This window comes from Bradyrhizobium sp. 33ap4 (assembly GCF_032654765.1).
Taxonomy (GTDB): Bacteria; Pseudomonadota; Alphaproteobacteria; order Rhizobiales; family Xanthobacteraceae; genus Bradyrhizobium; species Bradyrhizobium australafricanum.
Genome location: NZ_JAUMTJ010000017.1, coordinates 79,769 through 101,038, shown reverse-complemented (window position 1 = coordinate 101,038; position 21,270 = coordinate 79,769). Strand labels below are relative to the sequence as shown.

At 65.0% G+C, this 21,270-nt stretch carries 19 protein-coding genes; 8 read left to right on the top strand and 11 right to left on the bottom strand.

Features of this window, described 5'->3' with window-relative positions; all coding sequences use genetic code 11:
• Window positions 1–1,311 carry a phytoene desaturase family protein gene (locus Q2M23_RS15330; protein WP_316396021.1) on the bottom strand — a complete coding sequence of 437 codons (1,311 nt, stop codon included), beginning with the start codon at window positions 1,309–1,311 and terminating at the stop codon, window positions 1–3.
• A gap of 249 nt (window positions 1,312–1,560) precedes the next feature.
• Between Q2M23_RS15330 and Q2M23_RS15325 the strand changes: the two genes are divergently transcribed.
• Together Q2M23_RS15325 and Q2M23_RS15320 are read left to right on the top strand one after the other, a co-directional pair.
• Complete coding sequence (locus Q2M23_RS15325) at window positions 1,561–2,196, top strand: TetR/AcrR family transcriptional regulator (protein WP_076829047.1); 636 nt, start codon at window positions 1,561–1,563, stop codon at window positions 2,194–2,196.
• Window positions 2,197–2,392: 196 nt separating this feature from the next.
• Window positions 2,393–2,881 carry a DUF417 family protein gene (locus Q2M23_RS15320; RefSeq protein WP_229190951.1) on the top strand — a complete coding sequence of 163 codons (489 nt, stop codon included), beginning with the start codon at window positions 2,393–2,395 and terminating at the stop codon, window positions 2,879–2,881.
• Window positions 2,882–3,158: 277 nt separating this feature from the next.
• On the opposite strand, the gene Q2M23_RS15315 is transcribed toward Q2M23_RS15320, so the two are convergent.
• Window positions 3,159–3,407: a hypothetical protein gene (locus Q2M23_RS15315; protein ID WP_316396020.1), complete on the bottom strand. Its 249-nt coding sequence runs from the start codon at window positions 3,405–3,407 to the stop codon at window positions 3,159–3,161.
• Between Q2M23_RS15315 and Q2M23_RS15310 the strand changes: the two genes are divergently transcribed.
• Window positions 3,406–4,536, top strand: coding sequence for a serine hydrolase (locus Q2M23_RS15310; protein ID WP_316396019.1), 1,131 nt, complete (start codon window positions 3,406–3,408; stop codon window positions 4,534–4,536). The two genes, Q2M23_RS15315 and Q2M23_RS15310, sit on opposite strands and share 2 nt — an antisense overlap.
• A 131-nt stretch (window positions 4,537–4,667) precedes the next feature.
• Window positions 4,668–4,982, top strand: a complete 315-nt coding sequence (locus Q2M23_RS15305; RefSeq protein WP_057018843.1) for a hypothetical protein — start codon at window positions 4,668–4,670, stop codon at window positions 4,980–4,982.
• Window positions 4,983–4,992: 10 nt separating this feature from the next.
• Here Q2M23_RS15305 and glgA read toward each other — a convergent pair whose 3' ends face one another.
• Together glgA and glgC are read right to left on the bottom strand one after the other, a co-directional pair.
• On the bottom strand, window positions 4,993–6,447 hold the full coding sequence (gene glgA, locus Q2M23_RS15300) for a glycogen synthase GlgA (protein ID WP_316396018.1): 1,455 nt from the start codon (window positions 6,445–6,447) through the stop codon (window positions 4,993–4,995).
• On the bottom strand, window positions 6,444–7,706 hold the full coding sequence (glgC, locus tag Q2M23_RS15295; RefSeq protein ID WP_057018901.1) for a glucose-1-phosphate adenylyltransferase: 1,263 nt from the start codon (window positions 7,704–7,706) through the stop codon (window positions 6,444–6,446). Before glgC ends, glgA begins: the two co-directional genes overlap by 4 nt.
• A gap of 247 nt (window positions 7,707–7,953) precedes the next feature.
• Between glgC and Q2M23_RS15290 the strand changes: the two genes are divergently transcribed.
• Entirely contained in the window at window positions 7,954–9,186 is a 1,233-nt protein-coding gene (locus Q2M23_RS15290; RefSeq protein ID WP_316396017.1) for a rhodanese-like domain-containing protein, read from the top strand.
• A gap of 537 nt (window positions 9,187–9,723) precedes the next feature.
• Here Q2M23_RS15290 and Q2M23_RS15285 read toward each other — a convergent pair.
• Window positions 9,724–10,719: a hypothetical protein gene (locus Q2M23_RS15285; protein WP_253640470.1), complete on the bottom strand. Its 996-nt coding sequence runs from the start codon at window positions 10,717–10,719 to the stop codon at window positions 9,724–9,726.
• 192 nt (window positions 10,720–10,911) lie between these two features.
• On the opposite strand from Q2M23_RS15285, the gene Q2M23_RS15280 reads away from it, so the two are divergent.
• A complete protein-coding gene (locus Q2M23_RS15280; RefSeq protein ID WP_168859118.1) occupies window positions 10,912–11,115 on the top strand; it encodes a hypothetical protein in 204 nt (67 codons plus the stop codon).
• A 53-nt stretch (window positions 11,116–11,168) separates the two neighbouring features.
• Here Q2M23_RS15280 and Q2M23_RS15275 read toward each other — a convergent pair whose 3' ends face one another.
• Window positions 11,169–12,467: a serine hydrolase domain-containing protein gene (locus Q2M23_RS15275; RefSeq protein WP_410469730.1), complete on the bottom strand. Its 1,299-nt coding sequence runs from the start codon at window positions 12,465–12,467 to the stop codon at window positions 11,169–11,171.
• 107 nt (window positions 12,468–12,574) lie between these two features.
• Window positions 12,575–13,912, bottom strand: a complete 1,338-nt coding sequence (locus Q2M23_RS15270) for a PLP-dependent aminotransferase family protein (RefSeq protein WP_316396015.1) — start codon at window positions 13,910–13,912, stop codon at window positions 12,575–12,577.
• An 87-nt stretch (window positions 13,913–13,999) separates the two neighbouring features.
• Here Q2M23_RS15270 and Q2M23_RS15265 point away from each other — a divergent pair, with 87 nt between their 5' ends.
• Window positions 14,000–14,473 (top strand): DUF983 domain-containing protein, encoded by a 474-nt coding sequence (locus Q2M23_RS15265; RefSeq protein WP_316396014.1) that lies wholly within the window; start codon window positions 14,000–14,002, stop codon window positions 14,471–14,473.
• 507 nt (window positions 14,474–14,980) lie between these two features.
• Here Q2M23_RS15265 and Q2M23_RS15260 read toward each other — a convergent pair.
• A complete protein-coding gene (locus Q2M23_RS15260) occupies window positions 14,981–16,180 on the bottom strand; it encodes a multidrug effflux MFS transporter (protein WP_410469731.1) in 1,200 nt (399 codons plus the stop codon).
• 331 nt (window positions 16,181–16,511) lie between these two features.
• Between Q2M23_RS15260 and Q2M23_RS15255 the strand changes: the two genes are divergently transcribed.
• Complete coding sequence (locus Q2M23_RS15255; RefSeq protein ID WP_316396012.1) at window positions 16,512–17,846, top strand: MFS transporter; 1,335 nt, start codon at window positions 16,512–16,514, stop codon at window positions 17,844–17,846.
• 169 nt (window positions 17,847–18,015) lie between these two features.
• Here Q2M23_RS15255 and Q2M23_RS15250 read toward each other — a convergent pair whose 3' ends face one another.
• From Q2M23_RS15250 to Q2M23_RS15240, 3 genes are all read right to left on the bottom strand, one after another.
• The gene (locus tag Q2M23_RS15250; protein WP_316396011.1) at window positions 18,016–18,648 is read right to left on the bottom strand and encodes an aspartate/glutamate racemase family protein; all 633 of its coding nucleotides are present in this window, start codon (window positions 18,646–18,648) and stop codon (window positions 18,016–18,018) included.
• Between the two features lie 163 nt (window positions 18,649–18,811).
• On the bottom strand, window positions 18,812–19,822 hold the full coding sequence (locus tag Q2M23_RS15245) for an amino acid ABC transporter substrate-binding protein (RefSeq protein ID WP_057018836.1): 1,011 nt from the start codon (window positions 19,820–19,822) through the stop codon (window positions 18,812–18,814).
• An 88-nt stretch (window positions 19,823–19,910) separates the two neighbouring features.
• Window positions 19,911–21,266, bottom strand: coding sequence for an aspartate aminotransferase family protein (locus Q2M23_RS15240; protein WP_316396010.1), 1,356 nt, complete (start codon window positions 21,264–21,266; stop codon window positions 19,911–19,913).
• Between the last annotated feature and the right edge of the window lie 4 nt (window positions 21,267–21,270).

Sequence of the window (21,270 nt, the reverse complement as noted above, 5' to 3'; positions counted from 1 at the left end):
TCAGACCCCGCCTGCTGACCGGCGAGGGCGCGCGGCGAGGATCGCATCGGTGACGAGCTTGGCGGTCTCGGCGCAGGCCTGCGTGCCGCCATTGCCATATTGCTTCACCGCGTCGCCGACGCACCACAGGCCCTCGATACCGGTCTCGCGCGGCAAATCGTAGCCGGCGCAGCTGCGTTGTGCCGGCCAGTCGTCGCGCATCACCCGGATCGACAGGATTTTTGCCTGGTCGAAATTCGCGAACTGCTCGCGCAGATCCTCGAGCGCGAGCTGGACTTCTGCATCGGAGTCAAAGTCACCGAGCGCGGGTACCGGCACGGCATAGGCGACATAGAGGTGCCAGCCGGGCGGCGCCAATTCCGGACAGGTAGCGGAGAGGTTGGCCATGTTGCAGAGCCGGCGCGTCTTGCCGAAGGTGACGATGCCGGGATGACCGATCAGCGGCTCGCGGCTCGCGACATTGATGACGATGTTGGCGGCCGGGCGAAGGTCGTTCTTCACCCTGGTGATATAATCCGCCGGGAACGCCTCGCTGCCGGCGAGCGCGACGGTGGCCTTTGGCCCGGCATTGCTGATGACGAGATCGGTGTCGATCCGCACCAGTTCACCATTGCGCAGAACGGTGACGCCTTCGACGCGGCCGTCTGATGTGTGGATCGTGGTCGCCGGCGTTTCCAGCCAGATGTCGCCGTTGCGCCTGATCGCGCTGCCCAGGCTGTTCCAGACCCCGATCGTGCCCTGCGGGCAGAAGCCGAATTTCTTGAAGGCGCCCTTGCTGGTGAAATAAGTGAGGAAGGCGCGGGCCGGCAGCTCGGCGGCGTTGCAGGCGAAGATCGCCGCGCAAAGATTGCGGAACAGCGCGTGTACGGTGGCGTTGCTGGTGTAGCCCTTCAGCCAGTCCTCGGTCGATTGCCGCCCGTCGGGCAGGTTGCCGGAGCGGGCGTCGGCGAATTTCTCCAGGATGCGCGAGGCCTGCTTGGTCAGTTGCCCGAGCAGCAGCGACCAGCCGCCGCGGCCGACATCGATCACCTTGCCGTCGATGAAGAACGAGCTCGCGGGCTCCGGCGCGCGGATGTCGAGCGGGGCGCCGACGGTGTGGAAGGTTTCCTCGAACACGCCACCGAACTCGATCGCGATCGCCCCGATATTGACCTTGAAGCCATCGATCTCCTCGGTCGAGGCGCGCCCGCCGAGCCGGTCCTTGTCGTCGACGACGAGCGTATGCAGCCCGCCATGGGCGAGACGCGCCGCGGCACACAGCCCGCCGGCACCGGCTCCGATCACGACAGCATCGATCCTCTGAGAATCCACGCGCAACCTCCCGCGATGCCGCCGGGTTGCTCCCGGCGTGCGCAATCCGCTTGCTTGATGGAAGGCAGTCTATTATAATCCGACCGGTCGTTCAAATTATTTTTTGACGCAGGTCGCTCGTCGCACGGGCGATCGAAGAGTTCTGGTGGATGGTGCCCGCAAAGGGGAGGAGAGCCTAGGGCTGCGGTAGTATAGAGAGAGGCAGTCGCCCGATTCCGGCGGCGCCGATGGTGCATGAGAGAGACGGCAATGGCGCGGACGCGCTCAGAGAATTACGACGAGATTCAGCGGAACATTCTCACCACTGCCTGCGGCCTGTTCGCGCGGCAGGGCTACATGCGTGCCTCGATCGCCGACCTTGCGGATGCCTGCAAGCTGTCGCGCGGCGCGCTGTACCATTATTTCGATTCCAAGGAAGCGATCCTGTTCGCGATCCTCGACGCCCATATCCGCGAGATGATCGCGGACGTCGAAGCCGCGATGGCCGAAAAGGCGACGACGCTGGAGCAGTTCCGCGCCGCGATCCAGGCCATCGTCGCGCTGAATGCGCGTTCGAGCGACGAGCAGCGCGTGATCCTCAACGACCTCTCGTTCCTCGGCGAGACCGAGCAGGATGCGATCAAGGCGCTGGAGCGCCAGCTGGTCGACACGGTCTCGGATCTGCTGGTCAAGCTCGACAAGGAAGGCAAGATCGTCAAGCGGACCAAGAAGATCTACAGCATGATGCTGTTCGGCATCCTGAACTTCAGCCACACCTGGTACGATCCGAAGGGCGGGATCGATCCAGGGGAGTTCGCCGACATGGTGGTGGACCTGTTCCTGTACGGCTTCACCATGCCGGTGCCGGCAAAGAACGCCGCGCGGCCGCTGCGCCAGCGCGCGTGAGGCCGACGCGGCGCGCACTGCGGCTTCGCGCCGAAGACATCTCTCGCAGCGATTATTCCTCATCTCGTCTGCACATCATCGTGAAGGCCGAGACGTTGTCCCGCGCGTAACGCACGCGCGGCACGCTGCGTAGTTTTGCCACGAACGCCGCAACAGCGGCCGATGATGGCATCGCAGCGAGGGAAGAAACAACCGCATGAATCTGTCGTTCAACATCGCCGAACAGGGCGAGGGGTCTTATCGAGCGCTCGCGATCCTGCGCTGGGTTATGGTCGTGATCTTCGTGTCGTTCGGCATGCAGAAGTTCACGCTGCAATCGGCGCAAGGCATCGCGCAGTTCATCAGCAACAGCCCGTTCATCTCGTGGCTGTCGGTGTTCGGCCTCCGCGGCGAGGCCTACGTGCTCGGCGTCGCCGAGTTCGGCATTGCGGCGCTGCTCGCCGCCGGCGCGTTCAGCCCGCTTCTCTCGGCGATCGGCTCGCTGATGGGCGTCATCACCTTTGCGGTGACGTGGTCGTTCTTCTTCACGACGCCGGGGGTGGTCAAATGGAGCCTGTCGACCGATCCGATGGGCTGGAACCTGGCCGGCGAGTTCCTGTTCAAAGACATCGTGCTGCTTTGCGTCTGTCTCGTGCTGCTGTTGGCGTCGTTGCCGCGGTCGATCGTCCGCTTGCGCGCCACATAGGCTCGCGCGGCGCGATCGATGGTTAATCGATGTTTAACGAGGCATCGCGCGCATCCGGCATCTGGAACAAGACAAAACGTCGCGGATGACCGTGTCTTGAAAATCGAATCCGATCGGCTTATGCAACCTTCGATTGACGAATTGTTGCTAGGAAGAAACGTCCCCGGTTGGGAGCGGAATGTGACGAAGTCAGAAATATCCTTGGCCCGATCGGTAAGCGCCGATCTTGCCTTTTCGTCGAAGCCCACTCCCGTCATTTTCAGACGTCCCGCATTTTTTAGTTCGATTGCAGTTCCCGCACCGTGGCTGGAGTGGGAGGGCGGTCGCGATCGCGGCTTCCGGAAGTGACCACCGGAACAGCGATCGGGCCGCCCCGTCCCCAGCCGGGCGGGTAACGGCGCAAGACGCGCAATCGTGAATTCGGACGCTTGGGTTCCACCGCTAGGATCGTGATGTCGCCATCTATCGATGGTGAACAGATTGTCTGCAGGTCGCATCGCAACATCGTGCCGATTTCGTTCTTCATGAGACAATGGCTCACCGTCTGGATCGCGGCCGTCCTGTTCGTGGTCGCTGGTAGCGTGCTTGGGGTAGCGCGCGCGGATTCCGACATGGACGCGCAGATCAGGGACATCGTCACGACGGAACTCGCGCCGACCGCGACCGCGACCGACCCGGGCGGCCTCGCCGCGGCGGTCTACGCCGGGGGCCGGGTCGCGTTCTTCAACTACGGTTTCGCTGATGACTCAGCGAAGCGGCCGGTCACCCCGGACACGCTGTTCAACCTTGCCTCGTTGCGCAAGCTGTTCGAGGCGACGCTGGTCGCGCTCGGCACCGAGCGCGGCGAATTGCGGCTGGACGATCCGGTCGGCAAGTATCTGCCCGAGCTCAACGGCGACTACGTCAGCCGCGTCACCATCGGCGAACTCGTCAATCATACGTCGGGGCTGCTGCTGCCGACCGATCATCCGCCATGGCCGGTCGGGACCTTCAGCCGTGATCAGTTCATCGCGATGCTCAACGCGTGGACGCCGCCGGCAGGAGAGCAGCCGGGCAAGCAGCGCATCTACAGCCATGCCGGCTATGTCCTGCTGCAGCTGGTGCTGGAGCGGCGCTATGAGATGCCGATCGCGACGTTGATCGGGAGCCGCATCCTCAATCCGCTCGGAATGACGTCGACCTTCGTTCCGGACCGCAGCGAGGACAACCGCGCGAGGATGGCGCCCGAGCTGATGCAGCGCGTGGTTCAGGGCTACTCCCACGACGGCACGGCGATCGGTCCGCCGGGCAATCAGCAGCGCTATTACGATTTTCCAGGCACCGGCCAGATGTTCTCATCGGCGCGCGATCTCGGCATATTGCTGGGCGCCTGCCTCGACGGCGCGGTGATCGATCCCGAATTGCGCGCAGCGTTGCAGATGACCGAGCGGGAGAGTTTTCGCGTCGACGAAAAGTTCGGCCAGGCGATGGCATGGGAGCATGTGCGGCTGGACGGCATCACCGTGATCGACAAGCCGGGCGGTCTCAATAACGCCTCAGCCTATGTCGGCCTGGTGCCGGCGCGCAGGCTCGGCATCGTGCTGCTCGCCAATCGCGGCGACTATCCGCACGAGATCGCGCGCTACAGGATCTTGCCGGCCCTCGCGCGACTTTAATCGCAGGACGTGCCAGTCCAATGACACGGCCTGCGCGGCAGGGCAGAGGATGCATGCAAAAATCGCGATGGCGCGGAACCGTGATGAGCTGTATAAGCCGGTAGCTTCTTCTCCATTTTGAAGAGGCTGATATGACCGATCTGTATCCTGATTTGCACAATTGGCTTTCGCAACAGCCCCATGGGTTGCGAACCTTCAGGACCTTCCAGCAAAAACTCGAGATTCTGAGCAAGGACGACCCGGAGCAACGCGGCGTTTGCCGGCTGCTGAGCGGACTCGTCGGCAACTACGTCGAAACCTTCGACGAGGAGCCGCTGCCGGTCGCGGTCGCCGACCGCGCCTATGGCCGGCTGCTCGATCTCGTCGCAAGCCTTGATCTCAAGGGAAATCCCGACCGGCGCCTCGCCGACATCAACCGCATCGCGTCCTGCGATCTGCTGAACTGATCGCGGCGGCTTAGCGCCGCGTCGTCGCGAGCTCGCGATAGAGCGCGGCGTAGCGGCCGGCGCGATTGTGCCAGGAGACATCGGTGGCCATGCCGGCCTGCTGCAGCCGGCACCATGTCACCTTGTCGTTGAACAGCAGGTTTGCCTTGCGCAAGCCGTGGGCGAGCGCATCCGAGGTGACGGGTGCGAACTTGACGCCGGTCGGCGCATCGCCGGTGATCGCGACTTCGTCGAAGTCGAGCACGGTGTCGGCAAGGCCGCCGACATTGGCGACAACAGGGACCGCGCCGTAGCGCAGCGCGCACAGCTGGGTGAGGCCGCACGGCTCGAAGCGCGACGGCACCGCGAGCGCGTCCGCGCCGGCCTGGATCAGATGCGCCAGCGCCTCGTCGTAACCGATCACGACCGCGATCCGTCCGGGATTGTCGCGCGCCAGCGCGGCGTAGCGATCCTGCAGGTCGCGATCGCCGCTGCCGAGCAGCGCAAGCTGAATGCCTTCGCCGAGCAGCGTCGGAATGTTCTCGAGCAGCAGGTCGAGGCCCTTCTGCCATGACAGCCGGCTGATGACGCCGAGCAGCATCGCATCCGGCGTGGGATCAAGCCCGAAGCGCCGCTGCAGCGCTCCCTTGTTCACCGCGCGCTCCGCCGGCTGCTCGGCGCTGAAGCGTGCCGCGATGTCGGGATCGGTGGCCGGATTCCACACCGATATGTCGATGCCGTTGAGGATGCCGCTCAGCACAGCGGCGCGTTCGCGCAGGAGGCCGCCGAGCCCCATGCCGCCCTCGTCGCTTTGAATCTCCCGCGCATAGGTCGGCGACACCGTGGTGATGCGGTCGGCGAATTGCAGGCCGGCCTTCAACAGGCTGATGGTGCCGTAATATTCGACGCCATGGAGCGCGTAGGATTCGCCCGGCAGGCCGAACGCGGCAAGCATGTCCGGCGAGAACTGGCCCTGATAGGCGAGGTTGTGCACGGTCATCACCGTGCCGGGCCGCGGTTGCCCGGCATAATGCAGGAGGGCGGGTGCGAGGCCCGCCTGCCAGTCATGCGCATGCACGATGTCGGGGACGAAGGAGGTGATCGCGCCCTGGCCGATCTCCGCCGCCATCCGCGACAGCGCGGCAAAGCGGATGCCGTTGTCCGGCCAGTCGCGTCCGTCCGGGCCGACATAGGGATTGCCGGGCCGCGCATAGAGATGCGGCGCGTCGAGCGCGAACAGATCGAGGCCATCATGCGTGCCGCCCAGCACGCGGATCGGCCCGCCGTAGAATTCCGGCCGGTGCAGCAGCGTCTCCGCCGAAGCCAGCGCCTTGAGCACGTCGGGATAGCCGGGCACCAGCGTCCGCGTCGTGACGCCGTGCTGCTTCAGCGCCGCCGGCAGCGCGCCGACCACGTCGGCAAGGCCGCCGGTCTTGACGATCGGGTAGACTTCAGAGGCGACTGCGAGGACGCGGATGGGCGTCATGTCCCCAGCCTGTCGATCATCGACTGCGTGATCAGCGTGATGCCGCTCTCGGTGGTGCGGAAGCGCTTGCCGTCGAATTCGGGATCCTCGCCGACCACGAGCCCTTCCGGAATCCTCACCCCGCGATCGATCACGACGTTTCGGAGCCGTGCTCCGCGGCCGACATTGACATAGGGCATGATCACCGCATTCTCGATATTGGCGTAGGAATTGACGTGCACGCCGGTGAACAGCAAGGAGCGGCGCAGCGACGCGCCCGAGATGATGCAGGCACCCGAGACCAGTGAGGTCACCGCCTGGCCGCGTCGTCCGTCCTCGTCATGCACGAACTTGGCGGGCGGGGTGATCTCGGCATAGGTCCAGATCGGCCATGATCGATCGTAGAGGTCGAGCTCGGGCACCACGTCGGTGAGATCGATATTGGCGCCCCAGTAGGCATCGACGGTGCCGGCATCGCGCCAGTAGGAGCGGGGATCGTCGCCGGAGCGGACGCAGGAATCGTTGAACTGATGCGCGATCGCCCGGCCGTGCTTCACGATATAGGGGATGATGTCCTTGCCGAAATCGTGGGCCGAGTTCGGGTCAACGGCATCGCGGCGCAACTCGTCGAACAGGAATTCCGAATTGAAGACATAGATGCCCATGCTGGCCAGCGACTTGTCGGGCTTGCCGGGCATCGGTGGCGGATCGGCGGGTTTCTCGAGGAAGGACTGGATCAGGCCGGTCTCGTCGATATGCATGATGCCGAAGGCGCTGGATTCAGCCCGCGGCATTTCAAGGCAGCCGACCGTGACATCGGCGCCGCTTTCGACATGCTGCTTCAGCATGATCTCATAATCCATCTTGTAGACGTGGTCGCCGGCGAGCACCAGGATGTACTTGGTGCCGTGCGCTTCGAGGATGTCGATGTTCTGGTAGACCGCGTCGGCCGTGCCGACATACCACATCGTTTCGGAGACGCGCTGGCTTGCGGGCAGGATGTCGAAACTCTCGTTTCGCTCCGGCCGGAAGAAGTTCCAGCCGCCTTGCAGATGCCGGATCAGGCTGTGCGCCTTGTACTGGGTCGCCACCGCGATGCGGCGGATGCCCGAATTCACCGCATTGGATAGCGCGAAATCGATGATGCGCGACTTGCCGCCGAAATAGACCGCGGGCTTGGCGCGTTTGTCGGTGAGCTCCTGAAGTCTGCTGCCGCGTCCGCCGGCCAGCACGAAGGCGAGGGCGTGACGCGACAAGGGTTCATTTCCGACGGATCTCATGGTCATCCTCCCAGAACTTCGGGCTGGCCCCGCTACCTTCTCTTGTCCGGAAGGCCTGATCGGGCGCCAACGGGGCCGATTGGGAACGTAGCAAGTGCATCCCGGTTGAGCAAAGCGGGATGGCGGGCTTTCGTTCCCCGGACCCCCGCTCGTGAAGATCGGGGTTGCGGGCCGGTTAAAGCTATTGACGAGACGTGATTTCGGCCTAGAGCAAGCCTGCCGTTTTCTTCTGTCAGGCCAGCATTCCATGACACTTGCTTCCGTCACGCCCCAGGACATCCGCGCAACGCTGCTGCTGCGCCGGGAGATCGCGCTGCTCGACGTCAGGCATGAGGCGGAATTCGCCACCGGCCATCCGCTGTTTGCCGCCAACATGGCGGCCGGCCGGATCGCGCTCGAAGCCGAGCTGCGATTGCCGCGCAAGGACGTGCCGATCGTTCTTTATGACAATGGCGAGGGGCTGGTCGCTGCCGCCGTGGAGCAGTTGATGGCGCTGGGCTACGGCAATGTCGCCGCGCTCGCCGGCGGCTTAGGAGGCTGGAAGGCGGCCGGTTACGAGGTGTTCGAGGATGTCAATTCCTACGCCAAGGCGTTCGGCGAGTTGGTCGAGTCGCGCAGGCACACGCCGTCGCTGAGTGCTGACGAGGTCGCCGCGTTGATTTCGGACAAGGCCAACATCGCGATCCTCGATGTCCGTCGCTTCGACGAATATGCCACCATGAACATCCCGGGCTCGGTCAGCGTGCCCGGCGCCGAGCTGGTGCTACGGGCCGGCGGCGCGGCGCCGGATCCCGACACCACCATCATCGTCAACTGCGCCGGCCGCACCCGCTCGATCATCGGCACGCAGTCGCTGATCAATGCCGGACTGCCCAACAAGGTGCGGGCGCTGCGCAACGGCACGATCGGCTGGACGCTGGCGAAGCACGATCTCGAGCACGGCGCCGGCAAGCGCGGCGGCATCGGTCCGTTCGAGGGCGCAGGCGACAATGCGCGCGACGTCGCCTATCGCGCCGGCGTCCGTCACATCGGGATCGATGAACTCGCTGCGCTGGACGAGGACGCACACCGTACGCTGTATCGCTTCGATGTGCGCGATGCCGAGGAATACACGACCGGTCACCTTGCCGGCTTCCGCCACTATGCCGGCGGCCAGCTGGTGCAGGAAATCGACATGGCCGCGCCCGTGCGCGGCGCGCGCATCGTGCTGAGCGACGACAAAAACATCCGCGCCGACATGACGGCGTCCTGGCTCGCGCAGATGGGCTGGGAGGTCTATGTGCTCGACGGCGGCTATGACGGCCGGCTCGAAGTCGGCCCGCCGCGCATCGTGCCGCGGCCCGATCCCGCGCACTGCTACCGGCGACCCTATGAGGGCACCGGCGTCGCGGAGCAGGCGATGCAGGCCTATCTCGATTGGGAGTACGGCCTCGTCGAGCAGCTGCGCCGCGACGGCACGCACGGGTTCTATGTGATCTAGCGGATGACGTGGTGACGGCGGGGCGACCGCATCGGTGCCGAGACGCAGGGGCGCACTGCCAAAATATCGAAAACAACCCCATGCAAAGGAGCCGGTGGCTGCCGGCGGACACGGCAACCGGCGGACACGGCAACTTGACTCGTCGGGCAAATCAGTGGTACTTTTCCATTATTCAGAAATCGTGCCGGCATGGTCGTCCCTGCGAAGCAGGGACCCATAACCACAAATGCCAATTGCTGGGCGATGCTGGAACGACGAATTCCTTCAACAAGGTCCGCCGCGGAGTATGGGTCCCTGCTCCCGTGCGCAAATGCGCACTAGGCAGGGACGACGTGTTGGAGGGGCCGCGGGCTCTCATCTCTCCGGTGCCATACCCCGCACAGGCATCCAGTACGGCGCGGCCTTTAAGCACGAACGCCGTGAGGAGTCGGATCGCATCTATCGATGCGACCCGACCTAACAGGAGCTTCGCTCGTCTCGACCCCGCAAGCCGGGGAGATACACCGAGTTTGCTGCGAAGCATAACCCAGCCCGCCGCTACTTCGGCAACGCCACCGGCGTCAGCTTGAACGGGCCGGGGTCCTTGCCCTTGTTGTCGCCGATCACGTAGGACAGCTTGCCCTCGGCGACCCAGCCGACATCGCCGACCTGCGTCACCGAGACCGGCTCGGCGAGGCCATCCTTGATGGTGTCGATGGTAGCCTCGCTGCCCTTCACCGTGACCTTGTCGAGCTTGCCGTTGCCCTCGATCAGCAGGAAGCTGCCGCCATGGGCACGCAACGCGTCGGCGTGGTCGAGCCGCCGCGACGGCTTCAACTCGGTCACCGCGCCCGCCTTGCCGTCCTTCATCTCGATCTTGAACAGTTTTGCCGGAATGAATGTCGTGACATAAAGATTGCCGTCGGCGCCGATCGCGATGCCGTCGAGCCCGACGCCGTCCTTGGCGGGCGCGAGCTGCGGATCGGTCGCGAACGTCGCCAGCGCCGTGCTGCCGGGTTTCAGGCTATAAACGAACGGCGCAAAGGAATCGCTCACATAGGCGGTGCCGTCGGCCCCGACCACGATGTCGTTGCAGAACGATTTCGGATCGCTCAGGGCAAAGCTGCCCTTCGGCGCGCCGCTCTTGAGATCGAAGGTCTTCAGCCAGGCGCCCTTGGTGTCGCTCGGCCCCGCCACGCCCATAGCGCTGATGTCGTTGGAGCAAACATAGAGCGTGCCGCTCTTCTCGTCGGCGAGCACGCCCAGCGTCGAGCGGCTGTCGGCGGCGCCCGGCTTGACCAGCTGCTCGGCCTTGCCGCCCGAGATCTTCGTCACGCCGCCATGGTTGAAGCTGCCGACGTAGAGCGTCCCGTCGGAAGTCGAGGTCACGCTCTCCGGAAAACTCTTGTCGGGAACGCCGACCGCAGCTGTTTCGGCGCGCACTGCGCCGGCCGCACCGAGCGCAAGGATGATGGCCGCTAGCGATGCGCGGCGGATCTTGAGCAGTTCTCCCGTTGCGCGCGGACGTCCCGCGGCGCCATTGTTTTTTATCATGATCGCGTTTCCTCGATGAACCTGGTTGGACCAGGCAGGATTTTCTTGGCGATCGTCTCCGGTCGATGGTTGTTGTCTGCAGGGTTCCCGACCGGATTGTTCACCCGCCTGCCTTGTCGTCGCGATATATACGATAGTATATAGCGCGAGGGAAGCAGGGGAGAGGAAGCTGCGACGGCTGGAGAGCGCGTCATGGAACGGGAATTGGCGTCGCACCACCAATGCGTGTGTCGCGGTGGCATCATCGATGGGATCGTCGACGACGATGCGATCGGCCTCGATGCACGGGTCGGCCTGTTTACGGACGGGTGTGCGTTCGTCTGCGACGAATGCACCGCGAGCCTGATCGCGGCCGCAGCACGGCGCAGGCAGGAACCGGTTCGGCGCAAGTCGTAAGGCGGGAAGGTTTCCGCGTCATTGCGAGGAGCGTAAGCGACGACGGTGGGAACTCAATCCGGGCTGAACGCGTCGTAGACCAGCTTGCGGAACGCGGGCGTAATGCGCTGGCGCTCGTTCTGGGTCTGCTCGAGCATGATGTAGATCATGTCGAGCTTCGGATCGACGCCGAAATAGGTGCCGCTGCCGCTGTCCCATTTCAACTCGCCGATCGAGCCGGGCGGTGGTGGCTTGGCAATGCCGGGATCGGTGCGCACGGCGATGCCGTAGCCATAGCCGAAGCCGTCGCCGGGAAAGTACCAATAGTCGCGGCCGACACCGGAGCCCGGCCCGATATGGTCCGTCGTCATGGTCTTGAAGGCTGCGGGGTTGAGATAGCGCTTGCCGTCCAGCTCGCCGCCGTTGAGCAGCATCTGCGCGAAGCGCGCATAATCGAGGATGGTCGATACCAGGCCGCCGCCGCCGGATTCCCATTCCGGATGCGCGCGCCGGTCGTTCTCGCCCTCGATCAGGATGGTGTCCGAGGGCAGCGGCTCGGCGAGCCTTGTCCGTTCGGTCTCCGCATCGAGCACGTATCTGGTGTCGTTCATCTTCAGGGGATCGAACAGGCGCTCCTTCTCGAACTGATAGAGCGTCTTGCCCGAGACGATCTCGATCACCCGGCCGAGCACGTCGGTGGAATGGCCGTAGCGCCACAGCGTGCCGGGCTGTCGCGACAGCGGCAGCTTGGCCAGCCGTGCCACGAATTCCTCGTTGTCGAACTTGCCGTCGAACAGATGTCCTGCGCGGTAGATCTTCTGGATCCAGTCGGCACCGATATATTCGTAGGTGATGCCCGAAGTGTGCCGCATGACATCTTCAATGGTCACCGGCCGGATCGGCGGCACCAGCTCAACCTTGGCCGGATCGTTTCCACCGTCCGGTTCGATGGCGACCTTCACGTCGGCGAAGGCCGGGATGTATTTCGACAGCGGATCCTGCGGCGACAACTTGCCCTCGTCGACCAGCATCATCGCGGCGGTGTTGGTGATCGGCTTGGTCATCGAATGCAGCGCGAACATCGTGTCGGGCCGCATCGGCGACTTGGTCGTGACGTCGCGATAGCCGAAGGTCTTCAGGTAGACCGGCTTGCCGTGCTGCTGGATCAGGATGACTGCGCCCGGAATTTTTCCTGTCGCAACCTCGTTGTCAAAGAATGCGGTGATGCGTGCGAGTTTTTCCGGCGCCGGGGCAGGGGCATCGGAGGCGCGCGCCGCGCCTGATATGACAACTGCAAGACAACCGATCGCGGTCACTGCTCCGCGAAGCGACAGCACAGCACGGTGGACTGCCCGATCATACCCGCACGACATTGAAAAGCCTGCCCCTGCCTGATGCCCTGAGCGCAGAGTTTTAGCGGCGCGCGCTCCCGCGCACCATAATCATTTTGGGGCGAGTTTATTCCCGGCGATCGCCGGAATTATACGATTTGGGTAGCGCCGACGGGCGTGCGCACCGCATTCGACAACACCTGCAGTGCCTGGCTCAGTTCGGCGCGGTTGCGTGCCGCACCCAGCGACACGCGCAGGCCGCGCGGCGCGGCATCGCCTGCCGCAAAGGCGTCTTCGCCGACCACGGCGAGACCGTTGCGCATCAGATGCGACAGCAGGTCGGTGCCGTCGAAATGTTTCGGCAGCGGCATCCAGAGATGGTGGCTCGCCGGCCGCGCCGCATAGCTGACGCCTTTGAGGAAGCGGGCCGCGAGCTGTTGGCGCGCCGCGGCCTCGTTGCGGATGGCGCGGATGATGTCGGCGGCGACGCCGGAACGCAGCCATTGCGTGACCAGCGCGACCATCAGCGATGGCGGCATCTGCATGGTGGCCTGCATGCCGGCGCGCATGCGCTGCTCGGCGGCGGCATCGGGCGCCAGGAGATAGGCGACGCGCAGGGCCGGCGCGATGCATTTTGCGATGCTCGCGGCGTAGTAGGTGCGCTCCGGAATGAGCGTAGCGATCGGCGCCATTTGCGGTTCGAGCGGCCCGTAGACGTCGTCTTCGATCAGGACGCAGCCGCGCTTGCTGATGATATCGGCGACCGCCTTGCGTCTGATCGCGCTCATCGTCGCCGTGGTCGGGTTTTGCTGCGTCGGCACTAGATAGACCGCCTTCGGCTTGTGCTTGCGGCAGGCCTCGTCGAGCGCCTCGGGCCGCGCGCCCTCGGCGTCCATCGCAACCCCGACCAGGCGGACGTCGAGCCGCGCCGCCGCGGCCTTGATGCCGGGAAAGGTCAACGCCTCCGTCACCACGACATCGCCCGGCGATGTCAGCGCCAACAGCGTGTTGAAGATGATCGCCTGCGAACCCGGATAGATCACGATGCGGTCGGCCGAGGCCTGCGGCACGCGCGGCGCGAGCCATGCGGCGCCGGCCTCGCGCTCCGCAGTGGTGCCGCCCGGACGCGTGTAGCCGAGATAGGCGGAGAACCCGGCTTCGGAGCGGATGGTCGCAAGTCCCTGCGCGATGCGCAGGTCGAGATTGGCCTCGACCGGCTGCGGCGGCAGGTTCATCGACAGGTCGATGTTGACGGGCGCGGGCAGGTCGGACGCGGCGCGCGCGGTGGTCTCCGAGACGAACGTACCCTGGCCGACACGGGCGTCGAGCAGTCCGCGCCGCCGCGCCTCGCCATAGGCGCGAGTCACCGTGGTCAGATCGATATCGAGCGCTGACGCCAGCGCGCGATGGGTCGGCAGCCGCTGGCCGCGCACCAGCCGGCCGCTCGCGATGTCGGCGGCCAGCGCATCGACGATGCGCAGAAACATCGGGCCGTGCCATTCCGAAACTGTAGGGATCCAATCCATGCAATTCGACGCTTTATCTTTGATTGTAGGTGCTCGAATGCATATTGTATGGATTTTCCAGATCAGGTCAAGGACGACGGCGAAAGGAAAACGACGATGACCGAGACGGTTTCCCTGCCAAAGGCGATGTGGCGCGGCTTCACCATGAAGTGCCCGAACTGCGGGCGTGGCCATCTGTTCGGCCGTTTCCTCAAGGTCGCCGATCACTGTGAAGTCTGCAGCGAGGACTTCACCCCGCAGCGCGCGGACGATTTCCCGGCCTATCTCGTGATCGTCGTGGTCGGCCACGTCGTGGTGCCGGCGCTGCTGTGGCTCGAGATGAACTACGCGCCGCCGGCCTGGCTGCAACTGGCGATCTGGCTTCCATTCACGCTGTTCAGCGCGCTCGCGCTGCTGCAGCCGACCAAGGGCGCGATCGTGGGCTTGCAGTGGCAGCTCGGGATGGAGGGATTTGCGGCGACGCGGCGTGCGGTGGCGCCCGCCCGGGCGCAAAGCAGCGTCGGACGGACTCGCGAAGCCTGACGCGATCTCAGAATCGTAGCCCGGATGAGCGAAGCGATATCCGGGAACAGTGGCCCCGCATATCGCTCCGCTCATGCGGGCTACAGTGATGATGTAACCAATCAGAATTGTAGCCCGGATGAGCGAAGCGACATCCGAGAACAGCAGCCCCGCATATCGCTCCGCTCATGCGGGCTACAGTGATGTAACCAGTCAGAATTGTAGCCCGGATGAGCGAAGCGACATCCGGGAACAGTTGCCCCGCATATCGCTGTGCTCATGCGGGCTACAGTGATGCAACCAGTCAGAATTGTAGCCCGGATGAGCGAAGCGATATCCGGGAACAGCAGCCCCGCATATCGCTGCGCTCATGCGGGCTACAGTGATGCAACCAGTCAGAATTGTAGCCCGGATGGAGCCAACGGGTCGCGCGAACGCGCGCCCGATGACAGGCTCCGCGTAATCCGGGGTTCGTGCCGCAGGTAAAAGCGTCCCGGATTTCGCTGCGCTGCATCCGGGCTACGAAGATCAAATCGGATGATGATGCGGCCGGAACATCCGGCCCTTCTCCGTCACCAAGACGACGGCGAGCGCGGCCAGCGTGCAGAGGAAGAAGCCGGTCGCGAACGGCGCCAGCGTGCCGTCGTAATCCTGGCCGATCGTGGTGCCGACGCCGATCCCGAGCAGCGTCGTGATCGTGCCGTACAGCGAGGAGGCGGTGCCGGCGATCTTGCCCTGCGGCTCCATCGCGAGCGCGGTGAAATTCGCCATCATCAGCCCGAACGCGAACATCATCAGGCCCGACAGCACCATGAACAGCGGCAGCGACAGCGTGTCGGTCTTCACCGCTAGCAGCAGGGCGCCTGCGACGACGGCAAAGCCGGTCAGCGCGGCGTGCGAGATCACGCGCATTCCGATGCGGCCGACGATGCGCGAATTGAGGAAGCCGGCGATCGCGACGCCGACCGCGCAGGCCGCGAACGCCACGGGGAAGTAATGCCCGAGCTTGAAGATCTCGGTGAAGATCTGCTGCGAGGAGAACACGAAGGCAAACAGCGAGCCCTGCACGCCGCCGGCGGCGAGCGCGTAGCCGAGCGTCTGGCGATTGGTGACGGTCTGGCGAAACGCGGATAGCACTTCCGGGATCGCCAGCGACTTGCGCAATTCCAGCGGCAGCGTCTCCGGCATCCGCATCGCGCTCCAGGCCAGCGCGATCACGCCGTAGATCATCAGCAGCACGAAGATGCCGCGCCAGTGCGTCAGCAGCATCACCGCCTGGCCGAATGACGGCGCGATCACGGGGACTGCGATGAACACCATCATCGCCAGCGACATCACGCTCGCCATCCGGCGTCCAGCGTAGCAGTCGCGCACGATCGAGGTCGCGATCACGCGGGTTGCCGCGGTGCCGAGCCCTTGCAGCGCGCGCGCCAGCAGCAGCGTCTCAAACGAGGGCGCCATGATCGCGAGCAGGCCGGCGATGGTGTAGACGGTCATGCCGCCGAGCAGCACCGGGCGGCGGCCGAAGCGGTCCGATAGCGGGCCCATCACGAACTGGCCGACGCCGAAGCCGACCAGGAAGATCGACAGCACCATCTGCGGGCGGTTGGCGTCGCCGATCTGGAACGCGGAGCGGATGTTCGGCAGCGCCGGCAGCATCATGTCCATCGCCAGCGGGTTCAGCGCCATGATCGAGGCGATAACGACGACGAATTCCGGAAAGCCCATCGGGCGGTGGCCTGAGGAAACCCAGGCATCGGCATTGATGTCAGACACTTAGCAACCTCTTGGGAATCCTCGCATCGTAGCGATCTTGCTGCGATGCACAATCGGCGTTTCGGGATAGCTGCCCGCCGATCGCGGTCGAGGTAGCGGGGTCGGGGAACCGGGGCCAAAAGCACAATTCGCCGAATATCGTTGCGGCTGCAACTATTTTGCTCGTGTGGTGCGGAAACCTCTGCTAATCCCGGGCCCAGCATCCGTGCGGGGCAGGCGCATCGCCGCCGACCACGCCCGCGCGGCCAAGAACAGGTTCAAGAACGGGTTTTGGGGAGGCGACATGTCCATCGAACTGTCCGCGCGCTCGCGCGGCGCTGAACTGTCGGATGAGGAGCGCAAGGTCCTCACCGCAACGCTCGTCGGCACCACCATCGAGTGGTACGACTTCTTCGTCTACGCCCAGGCGGCGGGCCTGGTGTTCGGCGCGCTGTTCTTCGCGCCGATGAACGCGAACAATCCGCTGCTGGCGCAGATCGTCTCGTTCGCGACGCTCGGCCTCTCATTCCTGTTCCGCCCGTTAGGCGCCATCGTCTGCGGCCATCTCGGCGACCGCTTCGGGCGCAAGAACATGCTGGTCGTCACGCTGCTATTGATGGGGGCGGCGACCGCGCTGGTCGGCCTGCTGCCGACCTACGCGCAGATCGGTGCCTGGGCGCCGGCACTCCTCATTCTGCTGCGCATCCTGCAAGGCTTCTCGGCCGGCGGCGAGTGGGGCGGCGCGGCGCTGATGGCGGTGGAATCGGCGCCCGTCGACAAGCGCAGCTTCTTCGGCTCGTTCCCGCAGATCGGCACGCCGCTCGGCATGATCCTGGCGACAGGCGTGCTGTGGGTGCTCACCGCGACGCTTGGCAAGCAGGCGATGATCGAATGGGGTTGGCGGATTCCGTTCCTGCTGTCGATCGTGCTGATCGTCGTCGGCATCGTGATCCGCCGCACGGTCGAAGAGTCTCCGGTGTTCCAGGCGATGCAGCGGCGGCACAAGGAATCCTCTGCACCGCTGCGCGACCTGATGCGCAATCACAGCAAGGAGATCCTGCGCACCGCGTTGATCTTCATGGCCAACAATGCAGCCGGCTACATCCTGATCGCGTTCATCATCAGCTACGGCGCCAACACGCTGAAGATGCCGTCGGAGCAGCTGCTGCTGATCGGCACGCTCGCGGCGGTGAGCTGGTTCATCTTCACGCTGCTCGGCGGTATCCTCGGCGACAAAATAGGCCGCGTGCGCTGCTTCCAGATCGGCTACACCCTGATGGTGCTGTGGGCGGTGCCGATGTGGTTCCTGATCGACAGCAAGAACCTCTTGCTGTTCTTCGTCAGCGCGGTCGGGCTCACCATCGCGCTCGGCCTGTCCTATGGCCCGCAGGCGGCGCTCTATGCCGAGCTGTTTCCGGCCAAGGTGCGCTATTCCGGCGTCTCGATCGGCTATGCGCTCGGCGCCATCTTCGGCGGCGCCTTCGCGCCGATGATCGCGCAATGGATCATCGGCACCTACGGCCAGTCCTGGCGCGTCGGCGTCTACATCGCGGTGCTGTCGCTGATCTCGCTCATCACGGTGTCGACGATTAGGGATCCGCAAGGCGTCGATCTGAACGTGCACGACGCGGGGGCGTGAGCCGCGACCTTGTGTCATTGCGAGGAGCTCGCGACAAAACTGCGAAGCAATTTTGCGCTGAAGCGACGAAGCAATCCATCGATCCGCGTATGCGGTGAAATGGATTGCTTCGCGGAGCCTGTCATCCGGCGGCGCTTCGCGCCGACCGGGTGGCTCGCAATGACGGAGATCAAACCCCCAGCATCGCCTTTAGCTTCAGCACCGCGCTGTCGGGTGTCGTCAGCACCTCGCGGCCGGTGACTTCGGCGACGCGCTCAGCCGCCGGCGCCATACTGTACTGCGCGAGTGCGATCAGGTCGCAGTCGCGCAGCTCCTTGGACGCCTCGACCACAATGCGGTCATGCTCGGCGCGGTCGCCGCGGTCGAGCGCTGCCAGCGCGCCATCGGCAAGTTTTGGCACCAGCGTGACCTGTGACGGAAATTCCGGCGGCATCGACACCAGCGTCGGCGGGAAGGTCGAGAGCAGGCCGATCCGCTTGCCCTTCGCCACCGCCTGCTCGATCATCGCCTCGTTCGGCTTCAGCACCGGCATCGGCGCGTGCTCGCGCGCCACCGCCTCGATGCACGGCCCGAACGCCGAGCAGGTGAACAGGATGCCATTGGCGCCGGTGCTTGCCGCATAGCGGCCCATGGTCAGAAATCGCTCGGTCATGCGCTCGGTGAGCTTGCCGTCGCGCGCGAGGTCCGCCGACAGGCTATCGTCGAGCAGATTCATCAACCGCGCCTCCGGCCAATGCCGTGCGAACGATGCTTCGATCGGCACGATCGAGTGTTTCAGGGCGTGAATGAGCGTGATGCGCATCGATGTTTCTTGCTCTCCCTCTCCCCGCTGTTTCGCGGGGAGAGGGTTGGGGTGAGGGGCTCTATCGTCGTAACAGGTGAGAGGAGGGTATGCGGAGGCGCCCCCTCACCCGGATTGCTTCGCAATCCGACCTCTCCCCGCAGGCGGGGCGAGGTAACTTCGGTCACTTGAACGGAATTGCGTACATCAACCCGCCCTTGCTCCAGGTGGCGTTGAGGCCGCGCTCGAGCTTCAAGGGGCTGGCCTTGCCGACATTGCGCTCGAAGATTTCGCCGTAGTTGCCGCCGGCCTTGATCGCGGCGAGCAGCCATTTGTTGTCGAGGCCGAGGCGCGAGCCGAGATCGCCAGACGCGCCGAGCAGGCGCTGGATCGCCGGGACCTGCGACTTCGCCATCTCGTCGGCATTGGCCTGGGTGACGCCGAGCTCTTCGGCCTCGATCAGGCCGTAATGCAGCCAGGTGATGATGTCGCTCCAGACCTCATCGCCGTTGCGGGTGAACGGGCCGAGCGGCTCCTTGCTGATGGTCTGCGGCAGCACGACGTAGTCATCGGCCTTCGGGGCTGCGGTCGCGACCGCGCCGGCGAGCGCGGAAGCATCCTGGGTCATGGCATCGCAGCGGCCGCCGAAGAAGGTCTGGTACATGGTGTCGACGCGGTCGAACACCAGCGGCTTCCAGTCGATGCCGTTGGCGCGGCCATAGTCGCCGAGCGTCACTTCATGCGTGGTGCCCTGGGCGACGCACACGGTGGCGCCCTTGAGGTCCTTCAGCTCCTTCACGCCGAGGTCCTTCTTCACGACAAAGCCCTGGCCGTCGTAGAAATTGACCGGTCCCTGCCGCAGCCCAAGCGTGGTGCCGCGCAGAAAGGTCTGCGTCGAGTTGCGGTAGAGCACGTCGATCTCGCCTGACTGCAGCGCGGTGAAGCGGTTCTGCGCGGTCAGCGCGACGTAGCGCACCTTGGCGGGATCGCCGAGCACGCCGGCGGCAAGCGCACGGCAATAGTCGACGTCGAGCCCCTTGAAGTTGCCTTGCGAATCCGGCGCCGAGAATCCGGCAAAGCCGGTCGAGACGCCGCACACCAACGTGCCGCGCTGCTTGACGGTGTCGAGCGTCGCGGCGCTTGCGCCCGCGATGCCCGCGGCGAGAACGGTTAGAGTGATGATACCCCTCAGCATGCTTTCCTCCTCCTCCTAACGTTTGAGCATGATCCCTGCGCGAACGCTTCGCGTTTGTCGCGGGAAAACCGGTGCCCGTTTTTCCGGATCATGCTCCGTGACCGATATCCTTCAGCGCGCTGTCCACCGCGGCGCCTAGTCGTTCGACGATCATGTCGATGTCGCCGGACGTTGCGATATAGGGCGGGGCGAGCAGCACATGATCGCCGCGCTGGCCGTCGGCGGTGCCTCCCGACGGATAGCAGCCGAGCCCGCCGGCGAAGGCGGCGGACTTGATCCGCTGATGCAGCTTCAGCTTGGGATCGAACGGCTGCCGCGTGGCACGGTCGGCGATCAGCTCGATACCCCAGAACAGGCCGCGGCCCCTGATGTCGCCGACATGGCGATGATTGCCGAACCGTTCGGTGAGCCGCTGCTCGAACTGGCGGCCGCGCTCCTTGACCTGGTCGAGCAGCTTCTCCTCAGCGATCACCTTCTGCACTTCGAGCGCGGCGGCGCAGGCGAGCGGATGCGCCAGATAGGTGTGGCCGTGCTGGAACGCGCCGGAGCCGTCGCGCACCGTGTCGACGATCGTGCCGCTGGCAAGCATCGCGCCGATCGGCTGATAGCCGCCGCCGAGCCCCTTGGCGATCGCCTGGATGTCGGGCGAGATGCCTTCCTGCTCCCAGGCGTGCAGCGTGCCGGTGCGGCCCATGCCGCACATCACCTCGTCGAGGATCAACAGCGCGCCGTGGCGGTTGCAGATCTCGCGCACCGCCTTGAAGTAACCCTCCGGCGCTGGCACGCAGCCGGCGGTGGCGCCGACCACGGGCTCGGCGATGAACGCCGCGACCGTATCGGGGCCGAGCCGCTGGAATTCGGCTTCGAGCTCGGCGGCAAGGCGCGCCACGAACGCCGCCTCCGATTCGTCGTCGCGCTTCTCGTGATAGGCGAAGGCCGGCGTGACATGGCTGAACGAGGGCGACAGCAGCGGCGCGTAGGGCTCGCGGCGCCAGGCATTGCCGCCGGCCGACAGCGCGCCGAGCGTATTGCCGTGATAGCTCTGGCGGCGCGCGATGAAGCGCGCACGCTTCCGCTCGCCGCGCTCGATGAAATATTGCCGCGCCAGCTTGATCGAGGCCTCGATCGCCTCCGACCCGCCGCTGACGAAATAGACATAGCCGAGGCCGCCGGGCTCGTGGCCGACCAGCCGCTCGGCGAGCTCTTCCGCGGGCTCGGAGGAGAAGAATCCGGTATGGGCATAGGCGATCTTCGAAGCCTGCTTGGCGATCGCGGCCAGGATGCGCGGATGCTGATGGCCGAGGCAGGACACCGCGGCGCCGCCGGAGGAATCCAGAATCCGGTGGCCATCCTCCGCGATCAGCCAGACGCCGTCGCCGCCGACCGCTTTCGGCGGGGTCTCGCGCAGGCTGCGATGCATCACGCGGCTCTTGTTGGCTGCCATGACA